At 73.1% G+C, this 24406-nt stretch carries 16 protein-coding genes; 8 read left to right on the plus strand and 8 right to left on the minus strand.

The window, feature by feature from the left end; translation table 11 throughout:
• Window positions 1-22: 22 nt before the first annotated feature.
• The 5 genes from DMB66_RS26760 to DMB66_RS26780 form a co-directional block, all read right to left on the minus strand.
• Window positions 23-1492 (minus strand): DUF6745 domain-containing protein, encoded by a 1470-nt coding sequence (locus DMB66_RS26760; RefSeq protein ID WP_125806863.1) that lies wholly within the window; start codon window positions 1490-1492, stop codon window positions 23-25.
• Between the two features lie 236 nt (window positions 1493-1728).
• Window positions 1729-2874, minus strand: a complete 1146-nt coding sequence (locus tag DMB66_RS26765) for a DUF3068 domain-containing protein (protein ID WP_125806864.1) — start codon at window positions 2872-2874, stop codon at window positions 1729-1731.
• Between the two features lie 40 nt (window positions 2875-2914).
• Entirely contained in the window at window positions 2915-3796 is an 882-nt protein-coding gene (locus DMB66_RS26770; protein WP_125806865.1) for a bifunctional 2-polyprenyl-6-hydroxyphenol methylase/3-demethylubiquinol 3-O-methyltransferase UbiG, read from the minus strand.
• The gene (locus DMB66_RS26775) at window positions 3797-8422 is read right to left on the minus strand and encodes an alpha-(1->3)-arabinofuranosyltransferase (protein ID WP_125806866.1); all 4626 of its coding nucleotides are present in this window, start codon (window positions 8420-8422) and stop codon (window positions 3797-3799) included.
• On the minus strand, window positions 8419-10218 hold the full coding sequence (locus DMB66_RS26780; RefSeq protein WP_158647373.1) for a substrate-binding domain-containing protein: 1800 nt from the start codon (window positions 10216-10218) through the stop codon (window positions 8419-8421). The genes DMB66_RS26775 and DMB66_RS26780 overlap by 4 nt, the downstream gene beginning before the upstream one ends.
• A gap of 104 nt (window positions 10219-10322) precedes the next feature.
• On the opposite strand from DMB66_RS26780, the gene DMB66_RS26785 reads away from it, so the two are divergent.
• A complete protein-coding gene (locus tag DMB66_RS26785; protein ID WP_233624853.1) occupies window positions 10323-11504 on the plus strand; it encodes a glycosyltransferase family 4 protein in 1182 nt (393 codons plus the stop codon).
• A 76-nt stretch (window positions 11505-11580) separates the two neighbouring features.
• On the opposite strand, the gene DMB66_RS26790 is transcribed toward DMB66_RS26785, so the two are convergent.
• Together DMB66_RS26790 and DMB66_RS26795 are read right to left on the minus strand one after the other, a co-directional pair.
• Window positions 11581-13344 carry a hypothetical protein gene (locus tag DMB66_RS26790; protein ID WP_233624854.1) on the minus strand — a complete coding sequence of 588 codons (1764 nt, stop codon included), beginning with the start codon at window positions 13342-13344 and terminating at the stop codon, window positions 11581-11583.
• Between the two features lie 3 nt (window positions 13345-13347).
• Window positions 13348-15219 carry a hypothetical protein gene (locus DMB66_RS26795; protein WP_125806868.1) on the minus strand — a complete coding sequence of 624 codons (1872 nt, stop codon included), beginning with the start codon at window positions 15217-15219 and terminating at the stop codon, window positions 13348-13350.
• Window positions 15220-15332: 113 nt separating this feature from the next.
• Here DMB66_RS26795 and DMB66_RS26800 point away from each other — a divergent pair, with 113 nt between their 5' ends.
• The 6 genes from DMB66_RS26800 (at window position 15333) to DMB66_RS26825 (ending at window position 22301) form a co-directional block, all read left to right on the plus strand.
• Window positions 15333-16523 (plus strand): nucleotide sugar dehydrogenase, encoded by a 1191-nt coding sequence (locus DMB66_RS26800; protein ID WP_125806869.1) that lies wholly within the window; start codon window positions 15333-15335, stop codon window positions 16521-16523.
• Window positions 16520-17431, plus strand: coding sequence for a glycosyltransferase family 2 protein (locus DMB66_RS26805; protein ID WP_233624855.1), 912 nt, complete (start codon window positions 16520-16522; stop codon window positions 17429-17431). The genes DMB66_RS26800 and DMB66_RS26805 overlap by 4 nt, the downstream gene beginning before the upstream one ends.
• Entirely contained in the window at window positions 17428-18453 is a 1026-nt protein-coding gene (locus DMB66_RS26810; RefSeq protein WP_125806870.1) for an NAD(P)-dependent oxidoreductase, read from the plus strand. Before DMB66_RS26805 ends, DMB66_RS26810 begins: the two co-directional genes overlap by 4 nt.
• Window positions 18417-19655: a polysaccharide biosynthesis protein gene (locus tag DMB66_RS26815; RefSeq protein ID WP_125806871.1), complete on the plus strand. Its 1239-nt coding sequence runs from the start codon at window positions 18417-18419 to the stop codon at window positions 19653-19655. Before DMB66_RS26810 ends, DMB66_RS26815 begins: the two co-directional genes overlap by 37 nt.
• A 7-nt stretch (window positions 19656-19662) precedes the next feature.
• Window positions 19663-21198, plus strand: a complete 1536-nt coding sequence (locus tag DMB66_RS26820; RefSeq protein WP_125806872.1) for a hypothetical protein — start codon at window positions 19663-19665, stop codon at window positions 21196-21198.
• 101 nt (window positions 21199-21299) lie between these two features.
• Entirely contained in the window at window positions 21300-22301 is a 1002-nt protein-coding gene (locus DMB66_RS26825; RefSeq protein WP_125806873.1) for an RICIN domain-containing protein, read from the plus strand.
• A gap of 55 nt (window positions 22302-22356) precedes the next feature.
• Here DMB66_RS26825 and DMB66_RS26830 read toward each other — a convergent pair whose 3' ends face one another.
• The gene (locus tag DMB66_RS26830) at window positions 22357-23328 is read right to left on the minus strand and encodes a hypothetical protein (RefSeq protein WP_125806874.1); all 972 of its coding nucleotides are present in this window, start codon (window positions 23326-23328) and stop codon (window positions 22357-22359) included.
• Window positions 23329-23702: 374 nt separating this feature from the next.
• On the opposite strand from DMB66_RS26830, the gene DMB66_RS26835 reads away from it, so the two are divergent.
• A complete protein-coding gene (locus tag DMB66_RS26835) occupies window positions 23703-24119 on the plus strand; it encodes an SSI family serine proteinase inhibitor (RefSeq protein WP_233624856.1) in 417 nt (138 codons plus the stop codon).
• Window positions 24120-24406 lie beyond the last annotated feature (287 nt).

Consider the following 24406-nt stretch of genomic DNA (forward strand, 5'->3'; position numbering starts at 1 on the left):
GCGAGCTCCTTCGGTCGGCGGGTCAGGTGCGGCGTCGCAGGCGCCGGTAGACGTGGACAGGGCAGTTGTACTGCCAGGCCGCCGCCTCGATCGGGTCGTCGATCCCGGCGGGCACGGTCTCGGCGTACCGGCTGAGCGCGCCGGACCGGTGCGGGCTGCCGTTGGTCATCACCAGGACCCGGGCGTCACCCAGGCGCCCGTCCGGGTCCTCGTACAGGAGCAGCTCGTGCGGGGCGTTGCCCGGATCCGGCGCGGACGCGACCAGCCGCAGACCAGCCCGCCCGATGTAGGTGAGCCACCCCATGCGTTCGATCGCCGCCCGCCGGACCTCGCTGTTGTGGTGCCGGTGGATGGCTTCGACGTCCCCGCCCAGCCGGATCAGGTCGGTCGGCACCTGGATGCCGTGCCAGAAGTGCAGGTCGAACCCGTCACGCCAGGAGATCGCCGGCAGGCTGGCGTGGTGCGGTCGGTCCGGGCCGTCGGCGGTCCGCTCGACCCGGAGCCGGATCGGCGGCTCGCTCACCACGACGAAGTCGGGGTGCGGCCACCAGCGGACCCGGCCGGCGTCGGCGAAGCCCTGGATCGCGTCCCAGTCGTCGTCGCGCGGAACACCGGCATGCCGGCGCAGCCACAGCAGCCGAGCGGTGCTGCCGGTGCCGTGCAGCGGGGCCGTGCCACGCGGCGGATCCTGCTGGGCGATCACCGCGTCCAGCAGGTCGGCCGACCCGGCCGCGGCCAGGACGGCGAGGCGGGCGTCCCGGCGAATCGTCGGATGGTCCGCGACGGCCTCATCCCAGAGACCTCTCGTGACCCCGGTCCAGATCGGCGTCTCCGCCTCGTCGATCGGCACCCGCACCCCGTCGCGGACGGCTTGGTCGACCCCGGGGGCGAGCGCGGTGTCGAGCTTGGCCTCGACGACGCCGATGGTCGCCGCGACGATGTGTCGGGAGGTCCGGCCCAGCTCCGAGACGGCCTCTTCGAGCGGGAGCGGACGCACGACGGTGGCCCGCCGGCTCCAGTTCGCTACGCCGTCGCGCACGCCGACGAAGACCCCGAACGCCGCGAAGAGCAGAACGTAGTCGATGGCGAAGGACGACGAGTGATCGAACACGAGGATCAGCGCGCCCGGCCAGCTGAAGAAGAGCACGGCGAAGAGCACCGTCGCCAGCATCCCGAGGGCCGCCCGGACCGGACCCTCCACACGGGACCAGACCGCGTCCAGCGCCCGCCGGGGGATCGACCGGTGGATCCGGCTCCGCTGGACGGTCAGCGCGGCCGTCAGCGCGACCAGCTCGCCGGCGAGCGGGGACGACACCCACACGACGGTGCCCGGCCAGGGCAGGCCGGCCGCCACGTAGCACCGGCGGAGCCCGTCGACGACGTCGTCGCGCTCCTGCTGGGTGAGGGGCGCGCGGTCCGGGCCATGGTGCACGCACCGCTCCACAAAGGGCGCGAAGGTGGCGCGCTGCGCATCGGTCAGGGCATCGATCACCGTCGTGTCCTCAACAGCGTCGCGGATCTCTCGGCCGGGTCGCGGATCTCTCGGCCGGGGTGGCGGGCACCCTGATCCCCACCATATCCGGCACCCACCGCCGGGTCGTCGCTTCCGGGTCCGCCGGTATCACAGCGCGAAGCGCCCCGGCCAGATGTGGCCGGGGCGCCTCGGATCCGCAGTTCGTGCCGCGTCGTGATGTCGGCTCAGCCGGTCACGACGACTCCTGAAACGCCCTAATCGGCGGTACTACCGGATTTCCCTGCCTTTGCCGAATCGGTCGATCCCGATGTTTCGGACGCCCGCTCGCGGTCCGACTCATCCTGGGTCGCGGCCGAGTGCCGCGCCCCGCCCCGCCGCTGCGTCGGCACAGCAGCACCGGCCGCGGCCGCCCGCCGGCCGCGCGCCACCAGCATGGCACCCACGAGCAGCAGGATCAGGCCGACAACCGCGAGGCCGATCGGCGCCCACACGGTCACGAGCGTCAGCTTCTGGCGGTTTTCCTTGGAGGTCTCGGCCGCGTTGTGGATGGTGTCGTCGGTGTAGACGAACGGCGCGTCGAGGAGCACGACCGGCGAGCCGACATCCGGCACCAGCGTCTTCTTCTGCAGCTCCTGCACCTTGATGAACTGGCCGGTCACCGGCTCGACCCACACCGTACGGGTGTTGTCGTAGCGGACCTCTCCGGATTTCGCACCGGGCGCCAACTGACTCAACGCCACCGAAAGCCGGTCGGCCGGCACTTCCAGCTTCTCGTTACGGATCTCCTGGGTGAACTGGTAGGTCTCCAGCCCCTCGATCTCCTCGGTCTTCACGAAGTTCGCCGGCCGGGTATCGAGGAGGTCACGATCGAAGATCGGGTAAGACTTCTTTTCCGTACCGAACGGGAACTTGTAGATCTGGCCGGAATACTTGACGCTCTCCCGGTTACCGGTGTCCAGCCACTGCCCGCCCCATTGCTGGGCCGCGCCCGACTTCCGGTCGACCGCCAGGGCCGTGCTGTACGCGCTGACCAGCTCGGTGCTGCCGGTGTTGACGACCTCCTGGCCGACCAGCCACACCATGGCCTTGCCGGCGAGCGGCGCTTCCAGGTCGGCGGTCGTCTTCGCGTCGGGAGTGACGTTCACCGTCGAGCGCAGCGTGCCGGAGTTGACCTTCGCGACGCCGCTGGTGATCTGGAGGAATTTCGCGTTGGGTGCCTCGGCCACCGATTGGGTGGCCTTCATGTCGTATGGCAGCTGTTTCACAGTGGGTGCCACGACGAATGCCAGGCCACCGGCGAAAATCAACGCCACGACGCCGAGGGCCAACAGCGTGGCGCCGAGGACGCGGGACCTCATAGTGCCTCCACGAATATAAGAATCGAGATGAGTTAAGAACATGCTTCGGCCGGCGGTAAGCCTGCCAATTGCCGGAAGGTTACTACCGAGTCACATCGGAAAGCGAGCCCTGTACGGGATCTTCCTGGGTGGTCGCCGGTGCGGGCTGCCCCGAGCGCCGGAGCACGACGGTGAAGTTCCACGTCAGCATCTCCCTCAGCCCCGGTACGCGGGCCACCCAGCACGCCCACCGGGGGTGGTAACGCGGCAGCACATCGACCACCGTGACCTCCCCGGCGCGGCGGCCGGCCCGCGCCCAGCGCATCGCCCGCGCCGCGCTGACCGGGAAGAGCGTCTCCTGGAAGCGGTTCTTCGGCTCGCGGCCGTTCCGCCGCAGGTAGCGCTGCCGCGCCCGGTCGCCGCCGAGCAGGTGCCAGGGCGAGGTCTCGTGCCCGCCCCACGGCGACAGCCACGGCGTGAACGAGACGAAGACCGTGCCGCCCGGGCGGGTCACCCGCACCATCTCGTCGAGCATCGCCTCGGGCGTGGAGACGTGTTCGAGCACGTTCGACGAGTAGCAGACGTCGACGGCGCCGGACCGGATCGGCAGCGCGGTGCCGCTGCCGCGCACCATGCCGCTCACGGCGGCGCCCGCGGCGGCGAAGTCGCCGACCGCCGGGTCGAGGCCGAGGTATGTCGCACCGGCACGCCGGAACTCGGTCGAGAAGTAGCCCGGGCCGCCGCCCACGTCGAGCAGCCGGGCGCCGGCGAGATCCACATAGGAACCCAGCTGGCGCACCGAGTCGACGGCGAGCAGCGAGTAGAACCGGTCGGGGTCGGTCTGCTCGACGAGGAACGTCCGGAACAGCTCGACGGACCGGCCCAGCGTCGCCCGGTGCGGCCCCTCGCGCGGCTCTTCCGGCTCGCCCGCCTGATCGGGCTCGACGGTCCCGTCCTGCTCGGCCGTCTCGTCTGGCTCGCCCATCTAGCCCGCCCTACCCATCTCGGCCGGCTTGGCCGTTTCGTCTGGCTCGCCGTTCTCGGCCGCCCTATCCATTTCGGCCGGCTCGGTCGCTTTGTCCGGCTGGCCGTTCTCGGTCGTCCTGCCGGTCTCGGCTGGCTCGGTCGCTTTGTCCGGCTCGCCGTTCTCGGCCGCTCTGCCGGTCTCGGCCGGCTCGGCCGTTTCGTCCGGCTTGCCGATCCCGGCCGCTCTGCCGGTCTGGGCTGGCTCGGTCGCTTTGTCCGGCTCGCCGGTCTCGGTCGCCCGGCCCGTCTCGGCCGGCTCGGCCGTTTCGTCCGGCTTGCCGATCCCGGCCGCCCTGCCGGTCTCGGCCGGCTCGGTCGCTATGTCCGGCTTGCCGATCTCGGCCGCCTTACCCGTCTCGGCCGGCTCGCCGATCCCGGTTGCCTTATCCATTTCAGCGGGCTTGGCCGTTTCGTCCAGCTCGTCAGGTGGTGCCGTTTCAGGCGCGCCCGAGGGGTGTTTCCCATCGGGAAGCAGAGCGGAGGGGTGGCCGGGCCCGGGCGCGATGGTCGCGGCGACCACGCAGATCGCCGCCAGCATGGCCACCTGCACCCCCGCGCCGTACGCCCACTCCTGGCCGTGGCCGAGCAGGCGTCCGGCCGCGGCGACCGCCAGGCCGGTCCCGGCACACCAGAACGCGACGGCGGGCAGCGTGCCCGGCCGCAGTTGCCGCACGATGAGCGCCGCCATCAGCAGCGCGGCCCCCGCCGCACCGCCGAGCGCCACCGCCAGCGCCAGCAGCGGCAGCAGCATCCACCACTCGCCACCGGGGACGGCCCGGAAGCCGCGGGCCAGGGGCCGGGTGACCGGCTGCCATCGCCGCCGCGCCGGCACGAGCGCTGCCAGCGCCACCAGGAGCACGAACACCGCCCCGGTCGCCAGCCCCGCCCGGTACGGCCCGTCGGGCGTGAACCGCAGCGTCACCGTCCCGCCCGCCCCGGCCGGGAGCACGAAGGCCTGCTGCCAGCCGTCCACCCGCACGGCGCGCAGCCGCTGACCGTTCAGCGTCGCTGTCCAGCCCGCGTTGAGGTTTTCCGGCACCACCAGCAGGGCAGCCGCGCCCGTGTCGACGGCGACCCGGCGCTCGGTCGGGTCCCACCGCTCGGCCCGCACGCCCCGCGGGTGCACGGCCGGGGGAGTGGCCGGGGCACCGTCGCGGACCAGCGCCGCCGAATCCGCGACGAACGCCTTCGACGGCACCGTCCGCAGCCGGTGCTCGCCCGCCGCGAGCTGCACGACGTCGCTCACGAAGTCATCGCACACGGTGACCGGGAGCGCTAGGCCGGCCCGGACGTCCGCGAGCGTGCCGGACACCGACGTCGGATAGGCCACGCCGTCGATCTCGACGGCGGGTCCGCTGCCACAGGGCGCGGCGATCGGCGTGCTGGCGGCGGCCGGCTTCAGCAGGCCGGCGAGCGCGGGAATCTCGATCTCCGCGACCCCGGCCGGGGCCGGCCAGCCGTTGCCCCGCGGATCGGCGATCACCGCTTCGGTGGCGATGATCGTGACGTCGAGCCGGTTCGTTCGCAGGGCCGGGAATCGCACCCAACCGTCGGCGCCGACGTCGGCGGCCAGTTCCCCGGCGGCCGTGCGCAGGAACACCTTCGTGGGCCGGGCGGCCAGCGGCGCGGTGGGCACCACCAGCCGGATCCGGTCGAGCTTGCGCGCCGAGCGCCAGGACAGCCGCAGCGTCGGGTCTGCGTCGGTCGGCTCCGCCAGCCAGGCGGTGGCCGGGTCGCCGTCGACCGCCGCGTGCGCGCCGACCGTGACGTCGCCGGTCAGCACCGTGGACGCGGACGCGGTCACCGGCCGGTCCAGCGGCAGCGCGCCGCCGGGCCGCGGCCGGGCGGTCAACCGCAGGTCGTACGCGGCGTCCACGGGTGTCGCGAAGAACCGGTCCACGCCCAGCGGTTCCTCCCCGGCGCGGGCGAGGAACTGGTCGCAGCGGGTGCCCTCCGGCCCCGGGAAGCACGAGCCGCGCTGCTGCGGCGCGCGGTCGAACGCGTACGCCGGTGCCGGCCCCGCCGTGACGTCGGCCGGCACCCGCAGCCCGCGCTGCGCGGTGAGGCCGGGGATGCCCAGCTCGCGCAGCTCGACGGCGCCGTCGTAGCCCTCGCGGGGGGCGAGCACCGTCACCCGTACGGTCGACGTGAGACCCGGCAGCGTCGCGAGCCGGTGCGGGCCGGCGGTGGCCGGCACCGGCCGGACCACCATGCCCTGGTCGGTGGTCAGCCGCACCAGCGAGACCGGCGCACCGACCCGCAGGTCGTCGGCGAAGTCGACGGTCACCTCGGTCAGCCGCAGCGGTGTTTCCAGCACGACCTCGAGCCACTGACCGGTGGCCTGCTGGAACGGGTCGGAGCGCCAGCCGGTCGCCGGGTCGCCGTCCAGTGCCGCGAACGGCATCGCGGACGGGTCGTTCGCGCCGACCGAGTCGGCGAAGCTCGCGCCGCTGGACGCCTCGACCGACCGGATGCCCTGGTAGGCGGCGACCGTCTGGTGGCCGTCCGCGGGGAACGGCAGCAGGTCGCTGCGCACCCGGCCCTGGCGGGTCGGCTCGTCGGCGGTGAGCGTCTGGCTGACGTTGTCGCGCATCCGGCCGACGTTCAGCTCCCGGCGGCGCAGCCCGTCGGTGACGATCCGCGGCCCCGCCGCCTCGGGCAGGCCGAGCGCGCCACCGGCGTCGCCGGCCAGCACCGTCGGCTGCCGGCTGTCCAGCAGCCCCTGCTCGAGCGCGCCGAGCAGCGATTCCGGGCCGCCGCTGACCACCGGCACGTCGGCGAGCGCGCTCGCCGACACCGTGGGCACCGGGCGGTCGACCTCGAAGATCTCGATCGACGGTACGGACATCGCCGCGTCGACCGGGCTGGGCCCCGTGTCGCCGACCCGCGGGCCGAACGAGGCGACCGGCGCCAGGCCGGGCGAGCCGGCCACCGCCCGGTGCACCACGGCGATCGGCGGCGCGCCGGACGCGGCCAGGTCCAGGTCGTTGCGGACCAGCAGATAGCGGTAGCCGGACCGGGCGAGGAAGCCGGCCAGCGCCGGTGACCCGCGACCCTGCCCGAGCAGCGCCTCAACGGTGTCCATCACCCGGATGTTGCCCTCGGAGCCGAGCGGGATCTGCTGCCGGGTCGCCCACGGCGCCCCGGCGAGCGGCTGGATCGGTTCGTCGATCGTGCGGCCCCAGGTGTGCTGGGCGAAACCGGAGCCCGGCACGATGAGCGTGCGGGCCTGCGGATCCTGCTTCGCGAGCCAGTCGGCCGCCTGGCTCCAGTGCGCGGGCACCGCCGACCAGCCGGGCCCGGGTCGCAGCATGAACAGCCAGGCGGGCGCCGCCGCGGCGATCAGCAGCGCGGCGATCACCGGCGCGGCCGGCAGCCGCAGGCGGCGGATGCCGAACCGGTGGCTCGCGGCGTAGGCGAGGCCGAGCACGATCGGCAGGCGCAGCACCGGCTCGAACTTGTGCACGTTGCGCAGCGGGGCGAGCGGGCCGTCGAGCAGCGCGCGGAGGTGCGGTGCGAACGGGCTGTCCAGCGTGCCGACGTAGCCGATGGTCAGCAGGGTCAGCCCGACCAGCGCGCCGAGCACCAGGAACCGCCGCTCGGGCAGCCCGCGCAGCGCGAGGCCGGTCAGCCCGGCGGCGGCGATCAGCGCGGTCGCGGCCATCAGCGCCGGATTGTCGACGAGCATCCAGCCCGCCGACCACCAGGGCTCGCCCTGCACGATGTAGCCGACCCACTGGTTGGTGCCGCGGGTCGCCTGGAAGAGCGAGGTGACCGCGGTGGTCGTCGCGGAGGACTCGATGTAGTCGAGGAACGGCAGGCTGTACTGGCCGAAGAGCAGCAGCGGCACGATCCACCACAGGGTGGCCCCGGCGACGCAGGCGCACCACCAGCCGGCGAGCACGGCGAGGTTCCTGTCCCAGCGCCGGGTCGCCAGCCACAACCCGGGCAGCACCAGCGCCATCACCACGGCCGCCGCGTTGATCCCGCCCATGCACAGCACCGCGAGGCCGGACAGCGCGGCCGCCCGGCGGGGTGAGCCGATCCGGTGCGCGGCGACCAGCGGCAGCAGCACCCAGGGCAGCGCGACCACCGGCAGCATCTCGGAGGAGAGCGGGCCGATCTCGGTGAGCATCCGCGGCGCGAGCGCGTACCCGAGCGCGGCCAGGACCCGCCCCGGCTCGGCGCCGATCCGCAGCGCCCGGGCCAGCAGGAGCACCCCGAAGTACGCGGCACACAGCAGCACCGCGCACCAGAGCCGCTGGGTGATCCACGGCGGCACGCCGAGCCAGTCGCCGGCGGTGAAGAACGGCCCCATCGGGAACAGGTAGCCGTACGCCTGCTGCTGGAGCTCGCCCGACGTGGCCTGCGGGTTCCACAGGTGCAGGGCGCGGGCCAGGAAGCCGGCGGGATTCTCGGCGAGGTCGAGCTTGGTGTCGAAGGTGGTGCGGCCCGGCCGCTGGAGGAAGGCGAGCACGATCAGCACCAGCGCGCCGCCGGCGGCGAGGCCCCGGCGGCCGGTGCCGGCCGGCGCGGCGGGCGAGGTAGACAGGGCGGGCGTCCTCTTCCGGGTGGCGATGGTCATCGGCGGCACTTCGGCGGCAGACAGCTGAACTCGGCCAGCGCGGTGTAGAAGATCTGCCGGATCCCGGACGGCTGCTTGGTGCGCGCCACCCGCCCGCCGGTGACCTGCGCGATCTGCTTGAGCTCGGTGGGGTCGACGTCCGGGCCGACGCCGATGAACAGGATCGGCACCGGCCGCTTCCGGTCGGCCATGCCGCGCAGCTCGCGCAGCAGCGCGCCGCGGCTGATCCCGCTGGCGTTGTCGTCGGTGCCGTCGGTCAGGATCAGCACCATGTTGATCCGGCCGGGGGTCCAGTTGCGCGTCGCGTCGCGGTAGGCGGCCAGCGTGGTGTCGTAGAGGCCGGTGCCGCCGTTCGGATTGACCCGGATCCGGTCCACCTCCGCCACGATCTCCGGGCGTCGCGGCCCGATCGGGCCGACCGGCACCACCTCCCGGTAGTCGCGCTCGCCGTCGAGGTCGGTGGAGAACTCCCAGACGCCGAGCTCGGTCGTGCCCAGCAGCAGCTTCGCCCCGTCCTGGGCGGCCTTGATCGTGGCGGACAGGCGGGTGTCCGAGGTGCCGGGCACCTGCGCGGCCATCGACCCGGAGATGTCGAACACGGCCAGCAACCGGGCGCTGAGGTGCACCCCGCCCCACGCGTTGAGCAGCGCGACGGTGTCCGGCTCGGCCGGCAACCGGGCGGGCGGATAGGCGCGGTTGAGGATCCCGGAGTCGGCCGGGATGCCGGTCGGCGGCCCGCCGCGGGGGGTGCGCAGCCCCTGGTGGGTGAGCTCCGCGGCGCCCTCCGCGGCGAGCAGCGCACGCAGGAACGCGGTGGCACCCTCCCGCTCGGGACCGGTCGCCAGTACCGCGTACGGGTAGTCGGGGCTGGGCACCGCCGCGGGCGGATACACCGCGACCTGGCGGCGGCCGGCGGCGGCGGCGAACAGCACCGCCTGCTCGGTGCTGACCACGGCGACCTCGCCGGCGCCGGGCCCGGTGGGGGCGGGCGGTGCCTCGCCGGCCAGCGAGACGGTGCGCGGCGCGAGCCGGCGCATGATCGCCGCCGCGCCGGCCTCGGCGGTGTCCGGCTGAGCGGCCCGGGCGAGCGCCCGGATGCCGGCCAGCGCGCCGAAGCCGATCGGGCTGGTCGCCGGGTCGGGCAGCACGACCGGCAGTGGCGGCTTCGCGTCGGCCACCAGCTGGGGCCAGCCGAGGGTGTCGCCGAGCCGGGTCGCCGACCGGCCGTCGAGGGTGAGCACGACCGGGGTGGTCGCCACGGACACGCCCTCGACGGGCGCCTGGTACGCGCCGGCCGCGCGGGCCCGCCGCAGCCACAGCGTCGACTCGGGCAGCCAGACGTCCGGCAGCGCGGCCGGGGCCGCGGCGCTGCCGCTGGGCAGCGGCTGGGAGGACGCGGGCTGGGCGCGGGAGGACGCGGGCTGGGCGCGGGAGGAGGCAGGCCGCGGCGCTGCGGAAGCGGTCGTCCCGCCGGGCGACGGGGTGGTCGCGGCGGCCGGGTCGGCGACGGCGGTGCGTGCCAGGTCCCGCAGCACGTCCGCCGACTCGCGGGCCTCGACGACGACGGTGAGGCAGCGCTCCCGGGTGGCGAGCTCGCGGGCGATCTCCCGGGCCGGCGGGGCGATGCTCGGCGCCGCCGCCACCCGCAGCGTGGCCCGCTGGAGGCAGGCCGCCTCGGTCCGGGTGCGGTCGCGGTAGGTGGCGACGCCCCAGCCACCCAGGACCACGACCAGCGCGATGCTCAGCAGCGTGACCGGCCAGAACTCCGGTCGCCCGCGGAGGCCCTCATCGGTCACGCGCTTCTCCTCCATATGACGTCACCGTTGCGGATTTTCGCAGGCGTGCCCTAGTGTGACGCGACCGTGAATCGTACTCGCTAGTAGGGGTGGCCGAGTAGACCATGATGGATGCCCGTGGCGGTCACGTCCTGTTCCTGAACTGGCGTGATACCACGCATCCGGAGGGCGGCGGTTCGGAGGTCTTCCTGGAACGGGTGGCCGCCGAACTGGTCGGCCGCGGCTATCGAACCACGTTGCTGTGCCAGGCCCACGGCACCGCTCCGGCGGAGGAGACTACCGCGTCGGGGTTGCGGATCGTGCGGGCCGGTGGGCGGCACACCGTCTACCTCTTCGCCGCGCTGATCTATCTGGCCGGCGCCGTCGGCCTCGGGCCGCTGGCCCGCCGCCGGCTCGGCCGGCCGACGGTGATCATCGATGTCGGCAACGGCATGCCGTTCCTGAGCCGCCTGTACGCGCGCCGGCCGGTGATCGCGCTGGTCCACCACGTGCACCGGGAGCAGTGGCCGGTGGTGTTCGGCCCGCGGGTCGCCCGGATCGGCTGGTGGATCGAGTCCCGGCTGGCCGTGCGCGTCTACCGGCGCTGCCGCTACGTGGCGGTCTCCGAGTCGACCCGGGACGAGCTCGCCGGGCTGGGCGTCGACCCGCGCCGGATCACCGTGGTGCACAACGGGACGTCGGAGGTCGTGCTGCCGCCGGCGCCCCGTACGCCGCACCCGAGCCTGGTCGTGCTCGGCCGGCTCGTCCCGCACAAGCGGGTCGAGTTCGCGCTGCGGGCGACCGCGCTGCTGGCCACCGAGCTGCCCACGGTGGAGCTGGTGGTGGCCGGGCACGGCTGGTGGGACGAGCCGTTGCGCCAGCTCGCCGACGACCTCGGGGTCGCCGACCGGGTCCGCTTCGCCGGGTTCATCCCGGAGGAGCGCAAGCACGAGCTGCTCTGCGGCGCGTGGCTGTTGCTGCAGCCCTCACTGAAGGAGGGCTGGGGGCTGACCATCGTCGAGGCCGGCACGCGGGGCACGCCCTCGGTCGCCTTCCGGTCCGCCGGCGGCGTCGCCGATGCGATGGCCGACGGGCGCAGCGGAGTGCTGGTCGACGACGAGTACGAATTCTTCCTGGCGATCAGGGCGCTGTTGCTGGACACCCGGCGACGCAACGAGATGGGCGTGGCGGCCGTGGCCTACGCACGCCGATTCACCTGGGCGACGACCGGCGCTGCCTTCGCCCAGGTGATTACCGACGAGTTGCCCGCGACGCAGCCGACGCGGACGGATCAGCGGGTGCCGTAAACCGAGCTCGCCGGGTTGACCGTGGTTTGCTCGGCGACGTGCTCGGCGGACGGGTTGACCGCGCTGAACGTCGCTACTACGCCGACGATGCCGAGGATTCCCCCGGCGATGGTGGAGACGATGAATGTGGCCAACGAGGCCATGGCTGTTCCTCCCCGATGCTATGGGTCCGCGGACGGTACCACGACGATCGCCGGGTACGCAGCAGTGCGAGCGCAGCGAAGATCATGATTGCTGCGGCGAGCAGGTGAGCGGCCAGCGCGGGCATCCGCCGGCCCGCGGCCGGCGGCCCGGCGGGCACGGCCGGGTTCTCCCACAGCCGCAGATACGGCCCGTCGTAGGCCAGGCGGAGGCCGGTGAGCACGCCGGCCGGCGGCTCGGCGCCCGGCCCGCGGCGGACCAGCACCCAGCGGACGCCGAGCTCCGCGGCCGGGCGGCCGGCGGCGAGGATCTCCTGGGCCAGGGCGGCACGCGGGCTCTCCCCGTCGACCGTCACCGCGCCGACCCGCAGGGCATCGTTGATCAGCACCGGGGCGTCCAGGAAGCGCGGTGCCGGGTCGCGCACCACCACGCCGCGGGTCCAGGCGTAGCGCTGATAGCCCTCGAACGGTAGGGACAGGACCTCGCCCGGCGCGGCCGCGACCCGGGTGGCCACCGCGTCCCAGTCCGCCGGGTAGCGCACCGGCCGCAGCGCGCCGGCACCGCCGAACGCCAGGTCCGGCAGCAGCACGACCGGCAGCAGCACGGCGGCGCCCAGCAGCACCCGGCCGGCCGCCGGCTCGAAGCGGCGGGCGAGCCGGTCGGCGAGCCGCTCGGCGCCGAGCGCGAATCCCAGCGCGACCACGAGCGCGTACGGGATCAGGAACTTCTGGCCGTCGCGCAGCAACCCGGCGCCCGGGACGTGGCCGACCAGCCATTCCAGCACGGGCGCGGCGGGCGCGGTGCCGGCGGCGGCCAGCAGGAACGCCCCGGCGGCGAGGACGAACAGCCGGTCGGCACCGCCGGGCCAGCGGCGGCGCAGCTCACGCAGGCCGACCGCGGCCACCGCGAGCAGGAGGAGCGTGACCACCGGCACGAGCGGCGAGGAGCGGCTGGCCGGTGCGGTCTGCGCGTTCCAGATCCCGCCGGTGCCGGCCAGCGCCACCCAGGAACCGGCCCAGTTCTCCGCCCGGGCGGCGAACGCGGCGACGCCGTCGGCGTCGGAGCGGCCGCCGGCGGTGCTGGTCGCGGCGGCCACCAGCCAGGGCGCGTTGAGGGCCGCGACGGCGGCGAGGGCCGCGACGGTGCCGCGGGACCGCAGGGGGAGCAGCACCCCGACCGTGACCAGCGCGATCAGCCCGCCCGTCGGGGTGACCGCGGCCGGGGCGGCGGCGAGCACCAGCCGGGGCAGCGCGCCGGGCCGGCCCGCGCGCAGGTCCCGCACCGCCGCGACCAGCCACGGCAGGGCGGCGTACGCGAACAACAGCGCCCACTGGCCCAGCAGCAGCCGCTCGGCGAGGAACGGCGTCCACGCGAACGCGAGCGCGGCGACCACGCGGGTGGCCGTGCGCCCGGTCGGCACCAGCCGGGCGGCGCCGAGCGCGGCCAGGTAGACGACGGCGACCAGCGCGATCCGCTGGAGCAGCCAGCCGGGCACGGCCAGGTTGGCCAGCGAGACCAGCGCGTCCAGCGGCACCGCGCGCGGCAGGGCGTCGGCGGGCGCGACCAGCTCCCAGGTCAGCGGCTGTCGCGGCACGAACACCATGTCGTACCGCAGCACATAGCCCGGCAGCGCCAGTGGGGCGAGCACCACCGCGGTGACCGCGGCCGCGACCGCGGGTGGGACGAGACGCTGGTGCACCGGCTACCCGGCCGGCTGCGGCACCAGCGTGCCGATCTGGATCTCGTTGGTGCAGAGCTCGGCGGCCGGGTCGCCGAGCTCCAGCGTGGCCTTGTCGCCCTCGGCCTGCATCAGCAGGAACATCGCGTGGAGGCCGCGGTGCACGTCGAACTGGACCGGCACGTGCTTGCCGACCCGGATCGTCGCACTGGCATCGCGGTCGCTGAGGTAGGCGATCCGGACCACCTGCCAGTAGTCGGCCACGCCGGCCGTCAGCGGGATCGTGGTGGGGCGGCCGCCGGTGACCCGGTAGCCGCAACTCTGCAGGGGCCCGGGCCGGGCCGTCACACCGTTGACCCAGGCCGGCCGGATGTGGCCGGCCTCGTCGAACATCGACAGCTTGCTGGCGGCGGTCACGAACACCGGCCCGTCCTTGAGCGGGCCGAAGAACCGCGACTGCATGTTCCACGGGTGGGACAGCGGCGACAGCACGTCCTCCGGCACGGGCCGGTCCATGAACACCGTTCCCGGCTCGGCATCGGCGAGATCGGCCTGCGCGGTACGCAGGTAGTCCCGGCCTACCTTGGCCTGCCAGTCGGTGCCGAAGTCGACGCCGCTGTAGACACTGCTGGCGACCAACAGCACCGCGCCGGCCGTCAGCGCGGCCGGCAGCGGCCTGAACCCGCTCCGGACCAGCGGGGGCGGGGTGGCGGCCGCCGGCTCACCGGGCTCGTCCAGGCGGCGCAGGCCGCACACCGCGACCCCCACGCACAGCGCCGCGACCAGCAGGACATCGCCGAGGTAGCGCGGCACGAGCCCGGCGACGCCACCCATCGTCGAGCCCAGCCGGGTGGCCGCGATCAGCCCGGCCGCCAGGGCCGAGAACAGCGCCAGCAGGATCCAGGCGCGGACCGCGACCCACCGGCGGAACCGGATCGTCACCGCCACCAGCGCCGCGACCAGCGCCCACGAGATCCACTGAGCCGTCCGCGTCGGCGCGGCGACGGGCGTGCCGTCACCGGCGTGCAGCCAGGTCCACGGCCCGCCGAGCAGCCCGGGCGTGAGCGATTCGCCGAAGAACTGCCGCAGAAAGGTGCCCACCTCGGCCGCGTTCGTCGGCCGCAGCGACGAACCCGTCGACATGGCCAGGTAGGCGGCGAGGAAGAAGACCGAGATTCCGGTCAGCATCGCCCACGCCGGCCACCAGCGGCGGACGGTGACGAGCACCGCGCGCACCGGCCCGCCCGGCGCGTACAGGCAGAGCGTGACCAGGAAGACGAGCGGCGCGATGAACACCGCCTTCTCGAAGAACAGCAGCGCGGCGGCGACCGCCAGGGCGAGCGTCGCCAGGTGCCGGCGCTCGCCGGAACGCAGGTAGCGGACCTGGGCACCGACCGCGATGATCATCGCGAACTGCAGGGGCAGCATGTTGACCCCGACCGCCCACCACGCGCTGATCTCCAGCGTCATGGGGTTGAACAGGAACAGGCACAGCGGCACCAGCAGTGCCCAGCCGGCCGGCAGCAGGAACCGCAGCAGTCGATAGAACGCCACGCTGACCGCGGCCTGCCCGAGCAGCATCAGCGTCGCGTACGGCCAGTACTCGTAGCCGGTCAGCCGCTCGATGACGTAGGTGATCAGCCGCCCGGCCGGCATGAAGTGGTTGTTGTACAGCCCGAACAGGTGCCCGACGCGCAGCCCGAACTCGTCGGCCTGGGCGATGATCGGGAAGTCGTCGTAGGTGAGGAAGCCGCGGCGGGTGATCGACGCCCGCCAGAGCACGCTCAGCGTGATGAGCACGGCGGCGGCCGCATCGACCGGGTCTATCCGGGCGGCGCGGGCCGGTAGTGCCGCGGCGAACCGCGAACTGAGACGGGTGGACGAAACGCCTGCCATGGTGCCGAACTTTAGACCCTGAGCTACTCCCGGGTAGACCCGAGGTTTCCCCGCGAGTAACCTGCACGAACCGGAGCCCCGGCAGGGATCGTGCGGCGGAGATGCGAGGGTGAATGACCGAGGCAGTTGATGTCTGTGTGGTGGGTGGTTGCGGCCGGGTCGGCCTGCCGCTGGGCATCGCCCTGGCCTCGCGCGGCCTGTCGATCGTGCTCTATGACATCGACGCCGCCGCGGTCGACCGGGTCAACTCCGGCGCCATGCCGTTCGCCGAGGAGGGCGCGGCGGCACCGCTCGCCGAGGCGCTGGCGGCGGGCCGGCTCCGCGCCACCACCGACGCGTCGGCGGTCGGGCTCGCCGATGCGCTGATCGTGGTCGTCGGCACGCCCGTCGACAAGCACCTCAATCCCGATCTCGGCGCGGTGCCGCAGGCCATCGAGCGGTGCGCGGAGCACCTGCGCGACGGCCAGCTGATCGTGCTGCGCAGCACGGTCTACCCCGGCGTGACCGCGCTGACCGAGCGGCTGCTGGCCAGCAAGGGCCTGGCGGTCGACGTGGCGTTCTGCCCGGAGCGGATCGCCGAGGGCCGGGCGATGACCGAGCTGTTCACGCTGCCGCAGATCGTCGCCGCCCGGACGCCCCGGGCGCTGGAGCGCTCCGAGGCGCTCTTCCGCCACCTCACCGACTCGGTCGTGCGGCTGGAGCCGGAGGAGGCGGAGCTCGCCAAGCTGTTCACCAACACGTGGCGCTACATCAAGTTCGCGACGGCCAACCAGTTCTGGATGATGGCCAACGACTTCGGGCTCGACTTCGCGCGGATCAGGCACGCGGTCGCCTTCGACTATCCGCGCGCCGCCGACCTGCCGATGCCCGGCTTCGCGGCGGGCCCCTGCCTGCTCAAGGACACGATGCAGCTGGCGGCGTTCAACCGCAACAACTTCGTGCTCGGCCACTCCGCGATGCTGATCAACGAGGGGCTGCCGCTCTATCTGGTCTCCCGGCTGGAGGATCGCTTCGACCTCGCCGAGCTGCGGGTCGGCATCCTCGGCATGGCGTTCAAGGGTGGCAGCGACGACTCGCGCGACAGCCTGGCGTACAAGCTGCGGAAGATCCTGACGCTCAAGGCGCGCGAGACGCTGTGCACCGATCCGTACATCGCCGACGACCGGTTCCTGCCGCTGGAGGACGTGCTCAAGCGGGCCGACCTGCTGGTCATCGCGGCGCCGCACCCCGACTACGCCGAGCTCGAGACCGACAAGCCGGTGGTCGACATGTGGGGACTGACCGGACGGAGCGTGCTGGTATGACGCCCCGGGTGTCGGTGGTCATTCCCGTCTACAACGAGGGCGAACGCGTGGTCCGGCACCTCGAGCGCATCCTGCGCGAGGTGCTGCTGACCGCAGAGATCCTGATCGTCCACGACATGCCCGAGGACACCACGGTGCCGTACGCGCAGGAGATCGCGCGACACGACCCGCGGGTGCGCACGGTGCTCAACACGTACGGTCCCGGCCCGGCCAACGCGATCCGGTTCGGGATCGACGCGGCGCGGGCGCCGGTGGCGGTCGTGACGATGGCCGACGGCTGCGACGACCCGCGGCAGATCGACGACCTGGCCCGGCTGGTCGACCGGGGAGTGGTGGTCGCGGCGGCGTCCCGCTACATGCCCGGCGGGCAGCAGGTGGGCGGGCCGCGGTTCAAGCGGATGGCGTCCCGCTGGGCCGGCCGCAGCCTGTGGCTGCTGGCCCGGGTCGGCACCCGCGACGCCACCAACAGCTTCAAGGCCTACGACACCACCTTCGTCCGCGAAGTGGGCATCGAGTCGCGGACAGGCTTCGAGATCGGCATCGAGCTGACCGCGAAGGCGACCCGGCTGCGCCGCCCGGTGGCGGAACTTCCGACGATCTGGCTCGACCGCCAGCTCGGTGAGTCACGCTTCGACGTGGGCCGGTTCCTGCCCAGCTACCTGCGCTGGTACGGCTTCGCGTTCGGCCGGCGGCTCAACCCGGAACAGCTCACCGCCCGGTGGGCCGCCCGCAAGCCGGACCTGGTGCCGGCCGACCGCGACGCAGCCGACCGCGACAAAGCCGACCGCGACAGCGACAAGGCCGACCGCGACGCAGCCGACCGCGATCAAGCCGGCCGCGACGCAGCCGACAGCGACAAAGCCGACCGCAACAAAGCCGACCGCAACAAGGAGGACACCCCGGCATGACGAAGGTTCTGGTCACGGGATCGGCCGGCTTCATCGGCGGATACCTCGTCGAGGAGCTGCTCGGCCGCGGGCACGAGGTGGTCGGGCTCGACGACTACTCGAAGTACGGCCCGGTGGCACACGGCTACGACGACCACGAGCGGTACAGGTTCGTCGAGGGCGACGCCCGGGACCCGGGCCTGCTCACCGAGCTGCTCGCCGACTGCGACCACTTCATCGCGGGCGCGGCCATGATCGGCGGCATCTCCTACTTCCACACGTACGCCTACGACCTGCTCGCCACCAACGAGCGGATCATGGCGGCCTCCTGCGACGCGGCGATCGCGGCGCACCGGACCGGCAAGCTGAGCAAGGTCACCTACCTGTCGTCGTCGATGGTGTTCGAGTCGACCGACCGGTGGCCGAGCAAGGAAGGTGACCAGCAGGAGGTCCCGCCGCCGCGCTCGTCCTACGGCTTCCAGAAGCTCGCCGTGGAATATTACGCGCGGGCCGCCTGGGATCAGTACAAGCTGCCGTACACCATCGTGCGGCCGTTCAACTGCGTGGGCGTGGGCGAGGGCCGGGCGCTGGGCGAGGCGGAGGTGCTCTCCGGCAACGTCAAGCTGGCGATGTCGCACGTGGTGCCCGACCTGGTGCAGAAGGTGCTCAAGGGCCAGGACCCGCTGCACATCCTCGGTGCCGGCGAGCAGGTCCGGCACTACACGTACGGCGGCGACCTGGCGCGCGGCATCGTGCGGGCGATGGAGCACGAGGCGGCCCGGAACGAGGACTTCAACCTGTCGACCGCCGAGGCCACCACGGTGCTCGAACTGGCCGAACTGATCTGGCGGAAGATCAAGGGCCCGGAGGCGCCGTTCCGGTGGGTCAGCGACGAGCCGTTCGCCCACGACGTGGCGATGCGCGTGCCGGACGTGACCAAGGCCCGCGAGGTGCTCGGCTTCACCGCGGAGACCACGCTGGACGCGATGCTCGACGAGGTGATTCCGTGGATCACCCGGGCGGTCGCGGAGGGCCGCCTCTAGCGACCCGGTCCCGGCGGGCCATCGGCGTCGCCGGTGCCGCGGTCGCGGTGGCCGGCGCGGTCACCAGCGCGCTCGGCTACCTCGTACCGGTGCTCGGCGCCCGCCGGCTCAGCGCCGGCGACCTCGGCGCGCTCGCGACCGTGCTCGCGATCGCCGCCATCACGAGCGTGCCCGGCACGGGTCTGCAGATCGCGGTGGCGGTGCACCGGGCCCGCCGCCCGGGCGCGACCGCCGGGCGCGCCGGCTGGCTGACCGCCGCCGTGTGCGCGGGTGCGGTCGCCCTGTTGGCGCCGGTGGCGGGGCCGCTGCTCGACCTGCCCACGACGGTCACCCTGCTGCTGGCGGTGTACACCGGCGTGATCGTGCTGGCCGGGCGCTGGCTGGGGGAGTTGCAGGGCGACGAGCGGTTCCTGCGGCTCGCGCTGGGCATGGCCATCCTGGCCGCCGGGCGGTACGGCGGGCTGATCGCCGGGCTGCTGCTCGGCGCCGGGCTGACCGGGTCGGTGCTGGTCGGCACCGCGCTGGCGATCCTGATCCTGCCCGCGCTGGCCGTGCTGGCCCGGCGGCCCACCGCCCGGCCCGGCGACGCCGGCATCACCGCGCGGCAGGTGTTCACCGCCTGCTCGGCGATGCTCGCGATGCTGGCCGTCTCGTACGCCGACCTGATCCTCGCCCGTGACCTGCTGCCGGCCGCCACCTCCGGCGCGTACGCGGTCGGCACCGTGCTGACCAAGGGCGCGCTGTGGGCGCCGCAGGTGGTCACCGTGCTGGCGCTGCCCCGGCTCGCGCAGGGCAGCCGGCGTGCGCTCGTGATCGCGCTCGGGCTGGTCGCCGGCAGCGGCGCGGTGCTGATCCTCGCGTCCGCGGTCGCGGGCGGCGTGGCGTTCCGGCTGGCCGGCGGCCCCGACTACGTCGGGCTGGGCCGCTACGCGCCCGTCTTCGCCACGGTCGGCGCCCTCTACGCCCTGGTGTTCGTGCTGGTCAACGCGCGGGTGGCGAGCGGCGCCCGGTGGCCCTCGGCGCCGCTGTGGGCGGCGGTCGTCGCGCTGGTGGTGGCCGCCGAGTGGCTGGTGCCGCACACGTTCCCGGCGATCATGTGGTGCGCGGCGGGCACCGCGGCCCTGGCGCTGGCGGCGACGGCGCTCGTGACCCTGCGCGGTGGCGCCGGCTCCTCTTGGCCGACGGGCCCGGCGGCTCCATGATGGAGTGGTGAACCTCGATGTGCGTGCCAGGGTCGCCGCGACATTGATCGTCGTGGGACTCGCCCTCGCCGGCTGCACCGGCTGGTCCACCGCACCGACCGACATCACCTCCACCAGCGCGAAGCTGCACGCGCAGGCGCTGTGCGCGGCCGAGACCAGCGACAACCCGTGCACCTACTGGTTCCAGTACTGGGCGGAGGGATCGACCACGATCCTCAGCACGCCGAAGTCCGAGGCCAACGTCAACACCAACGGCGGCTACGTCGACGTCAGCCAGGACATCACCGGGCTGGCCCCGAACACGATCTACCACTCGCAGCTGTGCGGCTACGGCGACCGCGACATCGCCCAGCCCGGCGTGTGCATCGGCCTGCACAGCAGCACGCTGTCGGCGCCCGGTCAACGGCCGGACGCCGGCGACTTCAGCGCCACCCAGCGGTTCCGCACGGCCGGCCCGGGCACCCGCGCCACCGTGGACGTCGGCCGGCCGCTGTCCTCGGCCGACACCCGGGACACGCCGATCTCCCGCGACGCCGGCTTCAGCGCGGCGTACTCGGCGACGGACAGCCTGTGGATCTTCGGCGACACCACGCAGGGCCCCGGCGACTGGTTCCAGCTGGGCACCACCGCCGCGGTCGGGCCGTACGCCCGCGGCCAGGCGCCGACGGGCCTGCGGGAGCTGCCGACGCCACCCGCCGCGCCCACCCCGAACCCCGAGCGGCCGGCGCTGTTCCTGCCGGCGCCGCAGGGCCTGCTCACCACGGTGACCAACGCGCAGGGCGCCACCGAGGTGGTGGCGTGCGAGTCGACCGGCCACGGCTATCCGGCCTCCTGGACGTCGGGGATGACCCGCGTTCCCGACACGTCGACGCTGCTCATCGTCGTCCACGAGGTCTGCGTGCAGGACGACAAACCCACCTGGCCGACGGCCCGGGTCAAGCTGATGGTGTACGACCCGGCCACCAACCGGTTCACCTCGACGGTCACGCCGTTCGCCGCGTCGCCGCTGTGGGTCGGCGTGCCGGCCGAACAACTGCTCGGCTCACCCGTCTTCGGCGGCGACGGGTTCCTCTACCTGTACGGGTCCGACGTCCACACCAGCCGGGCGTTCGTGGCCCGGGTGCCGGCGGACCGGGGCGCGTGGGGCCGGGCAGCGGACTACGAGTGGTGGGGCAGCCCGGATCTGGGCCCGCCGCGGTGGACCCCGGTGCAGTCGTCGGCGGTCTCGGTCGGCGCCATCGCCACTCCGTGGACGGTGCACGTCGCCGACTACACCGGCGCCGGCGACCACAAGCTGGCGATGATCGTGCAGGACGTCTTCCGGGACGGCGGATACACCGTCTACGAGGCGACCTCGCCCACCGGGCCGTGGGCGGCCGTGGCTTCCGGGCGGGTGCCGGACCCCTGCGGCCCGGACTTCGGCTGCTACGCCTTCACCGGCCACCCGGAGCTGAGCACCGCGACCGACTTCATGCTCTCGTGGTATTCGCCGCGGGATCGCGGCGGCCGCGGCCACATCCGGCTGGGCACGGTTTCCTGGTAGCTACCTGGTAACTACCTTGTAACCACTTTGAAGTATTGAAAGATCTCAATAATCGATCTATGGTCGCCCCCCGACCCTCTTTCGGCCGAGGAGCTTCCCTGATGAAACACCGCTACCGTGCTGCCCTGGCCGCCCTCGGGTTGGCCTGCCTCATCGGCGCCGGAATCGCGACAGCCGCACCGGCATCCGCGGCCACCGCCAACGGCAGCCTGCGCGGCGCCGCCTCCAACCGGTGCCTGGACGTGCCCGGCTTCACCGCGACCAACGGCACCCAGCTGACCCTCTGGGACTGCACCGGCGGCGACAACCAGGTCTGGACCTACACCACGACCAAGCAACTTCTGGTGTACGGCGGCAAGTGCCTCGACGCGATCCTGCCGAACAACGCACCCGGCACGACGGTCGCGATCTGGGACTGCAACGGCGGGGCCAACCAGCAGTGGAACATCAACTCCAGCGGCACGGTGACCAACGTCCAGTCCGGCCTGTGCCTGGACCCGAGCAACAACGGTACGGCGAACGGCACGCCGATCCAGCTGTGGACCTGCACCGGGCAGGCGAACCAGCGCTGGACCGCACCGGCCGGCACCCCGGGCACCCCGTGCCAGGCGACGAGGGCGATCACCTACACCCTGGAACGCGTCGCCGCCCCGACCGCCGACCAGACCGACGCGTACAACCGGATCAGCTCGGCGATGGACAAGGCCGTGGCGGTGTACAACTGCTACACGACTCTCAGTAAGACCTTGCGGGTGCAGTACAACCCGGGGGTGGCCACCGCGGACGGCAACTACAACGGCACCATCCGGTTCGGCTCCCGGGCGAGCATGGTGCAGGCCACCGCGACGCACGAAACCGCGCACACGCTCGGCGTGGGCACCTACTCCGGCTGGGCGTCGCGGGTCTCCGGCGGCCGGTGGACCGGCACCAACGCCATCAACGAACTGCGGGCCATCACCGGCGACGGTGCCGCGGTGCTGTACGCGGACGGCTCGCACTTCTGGCCGAACGGGCTGAACCAGCCGAGCGAGGTCGGCTCGCCGGACGACTACGTCAACCACACCCGGATGGTGCTGGCGCTGCGCCGCGACATGGGCATCTGACGACCCCGCCGAGAAGGGGTGTGCCAGTCGGCACACCCCTTCCCGGTCTCCCGGATCAGCGCAGCTTCACCGACACGAGCTTGTCGTCGAAGCCGACGGTGGCCAGATCCCGGACGTCGCCGTCGATGAGCTTCGACTCACCGGTGCAGTCCTTACCGGTCCACAGCTTCAGACTGCCCTGGACGGCGACCGAGGAGGTCACACCGGGGCGGGCCAGATTCTGGCAGCCGGCGCCGGCGACGCCCTGCGAGGCACCGTTGTCGCTGAAGTTCGCGTCATCGAAGAGCACGGCGCTGGTAGCAGTGACGTCGTCGCCCTTGCCGCTGTCTTTGCCGCTGCTGTTCTCGCCGTTGCTGTCTTTGCCGCTGCTGTTCTCGGCGTTGCTGTCTTTGCCGCCGCTGTTCTCGGCGCTGCTGTTCTCGCCGTTCTGGGCGCCCGCCTTGCCGCCGTCCGGGCGCAGGCCGAACCACACGCCGCCGACGCCCTGCCCCTTGGTGTCGCCCGGCTGGGTGTCCTTCGCGAACCGGTACGCCGGCCAGCCCTTGATCGTGACCTGCAGCGTGCCGTCGTCCCGCTTGACGACGCCGACGTCCTTCTTCCGGATGCCGTCGATGAAGATCTTGCCGCCCTGCTGCACGGTGAGCGGCGGCCAGGTCACGGCGCAGGCGCCCGCGCAGTTCGACTTCGACGGGCTCGCGGTGTCCGTGTCGAACCGGTAGAGGGTGAGACCGGCGCCGTTCACCACGACCGGGTCCAGGTCGCCGGCCGAACCGGCGGTCAGCTGGACCCACTTCTTCGCGATCGGTGCCGTCCGCGCGTCCGGCGCGCCACCGTTCCGCAGCGCCCAGTCGCCGGTGCTGGGCTGGGCGCCGTTCGCCTTCGCGGTGCCGGAGAGGAGCGAGAGCGCGCTCCCGGCGGCCGGGGCCTCGGCCGCTTGCGCCGCGGGGCCCTGACCCGAGCAGGCGGTCAGCGCGAGAGTGCCGGCGACGGCTACGACGGCGAGGGGAAGAAGGCGCTTGGTGAGCATCGTTTTCTCCTGATTCGTTAGGCTCCGGGCGGTTCCGGCGGCCGGTCAGGATGCACACGAGCCACATTCTGGATTGGTTCAAGTCTGTCTCGAAAGCCGACCGCGTCGCGCGCCTCGGCACCCCGGCTGACGAGCGGATTCATCGCCGAATGTGGTCTGGATCACATCGATGTCCGCAGCTCGTTGCCGGATGAGTTGATGCCTGCTGTGGCACACGCGGTTGCTTGAGTCACGCTTCCGCACCGTGGCAAGCTGAGTGCGCCACTGAAGTCCCCGACCTTGATCGCGGGGGCTGCGGACAGCCGGCCGGGTGCGACCATCCGAGCTGCGATCACGTCGCACTGGCCTCCATTCTCAAGGGGGAAGTGGAGATCATGCGTGTCCTACGAGTTGTCAGCACATTCGCGGTCGCGGTGCTTCTCGCGGCCATGGCCGCGTCACCCGCCGCCGCGTCCGCGTCCGCCTTCGCCGAGCCGGGAGCGGTGCTGAACCTCTCCTGGAGTGCGCCGGCGGCGTCCAATCAGGTGTTCACCACCACCTTGACCTGCCATCCCACCGGCGGCGGCGAAGAGTGGTACATGGACGCGGAGGCCGCCTGCGGTGACCTCACGACGGCGGGCGGGAACTTCGAGTCACTGCCGGGCCGGCTGCTCAATTGCGAGGGCGTGCAGGGCTGGGCGATCCGCACCACTGCCAGCGGCCACTGGTTCGGGCAAGCGGTGAGCTACGACGAATCGCACGCCAACTGGTGCGAGGCCAGAAAGAAGCTCGGCTGGGTCTTCATCTTCTGACCGCGGCGGATTCCAGCCGGCGACGATCGGCGGAAGCCCGGCGAGGTCTGGCGAGGCCCGGCGAGGCCCGGCGAGGTCTGGCGAGGCCCGGGGAGGCCTGGCGAGGCCCGGGGAGGTCTGGCGGGGCCCGGGGAGGCCGTGGCGAGGTGTGGCGAGGCCTGGCGAGGTGTGGCGAGGCCCGGGAGGTCGTGGCGGGGCCCGGGAGGCCTGGCGAGGTGTGGCGAGGCCTGGCGAGGTGTGGCGAGGCCCGGGGAGGTCTGGCGGGGCCCGGGGAGGCCTGGCGAGGT

The organism is Actinoplanes sp. ATCC 53533, assembly GCF_003947245.1.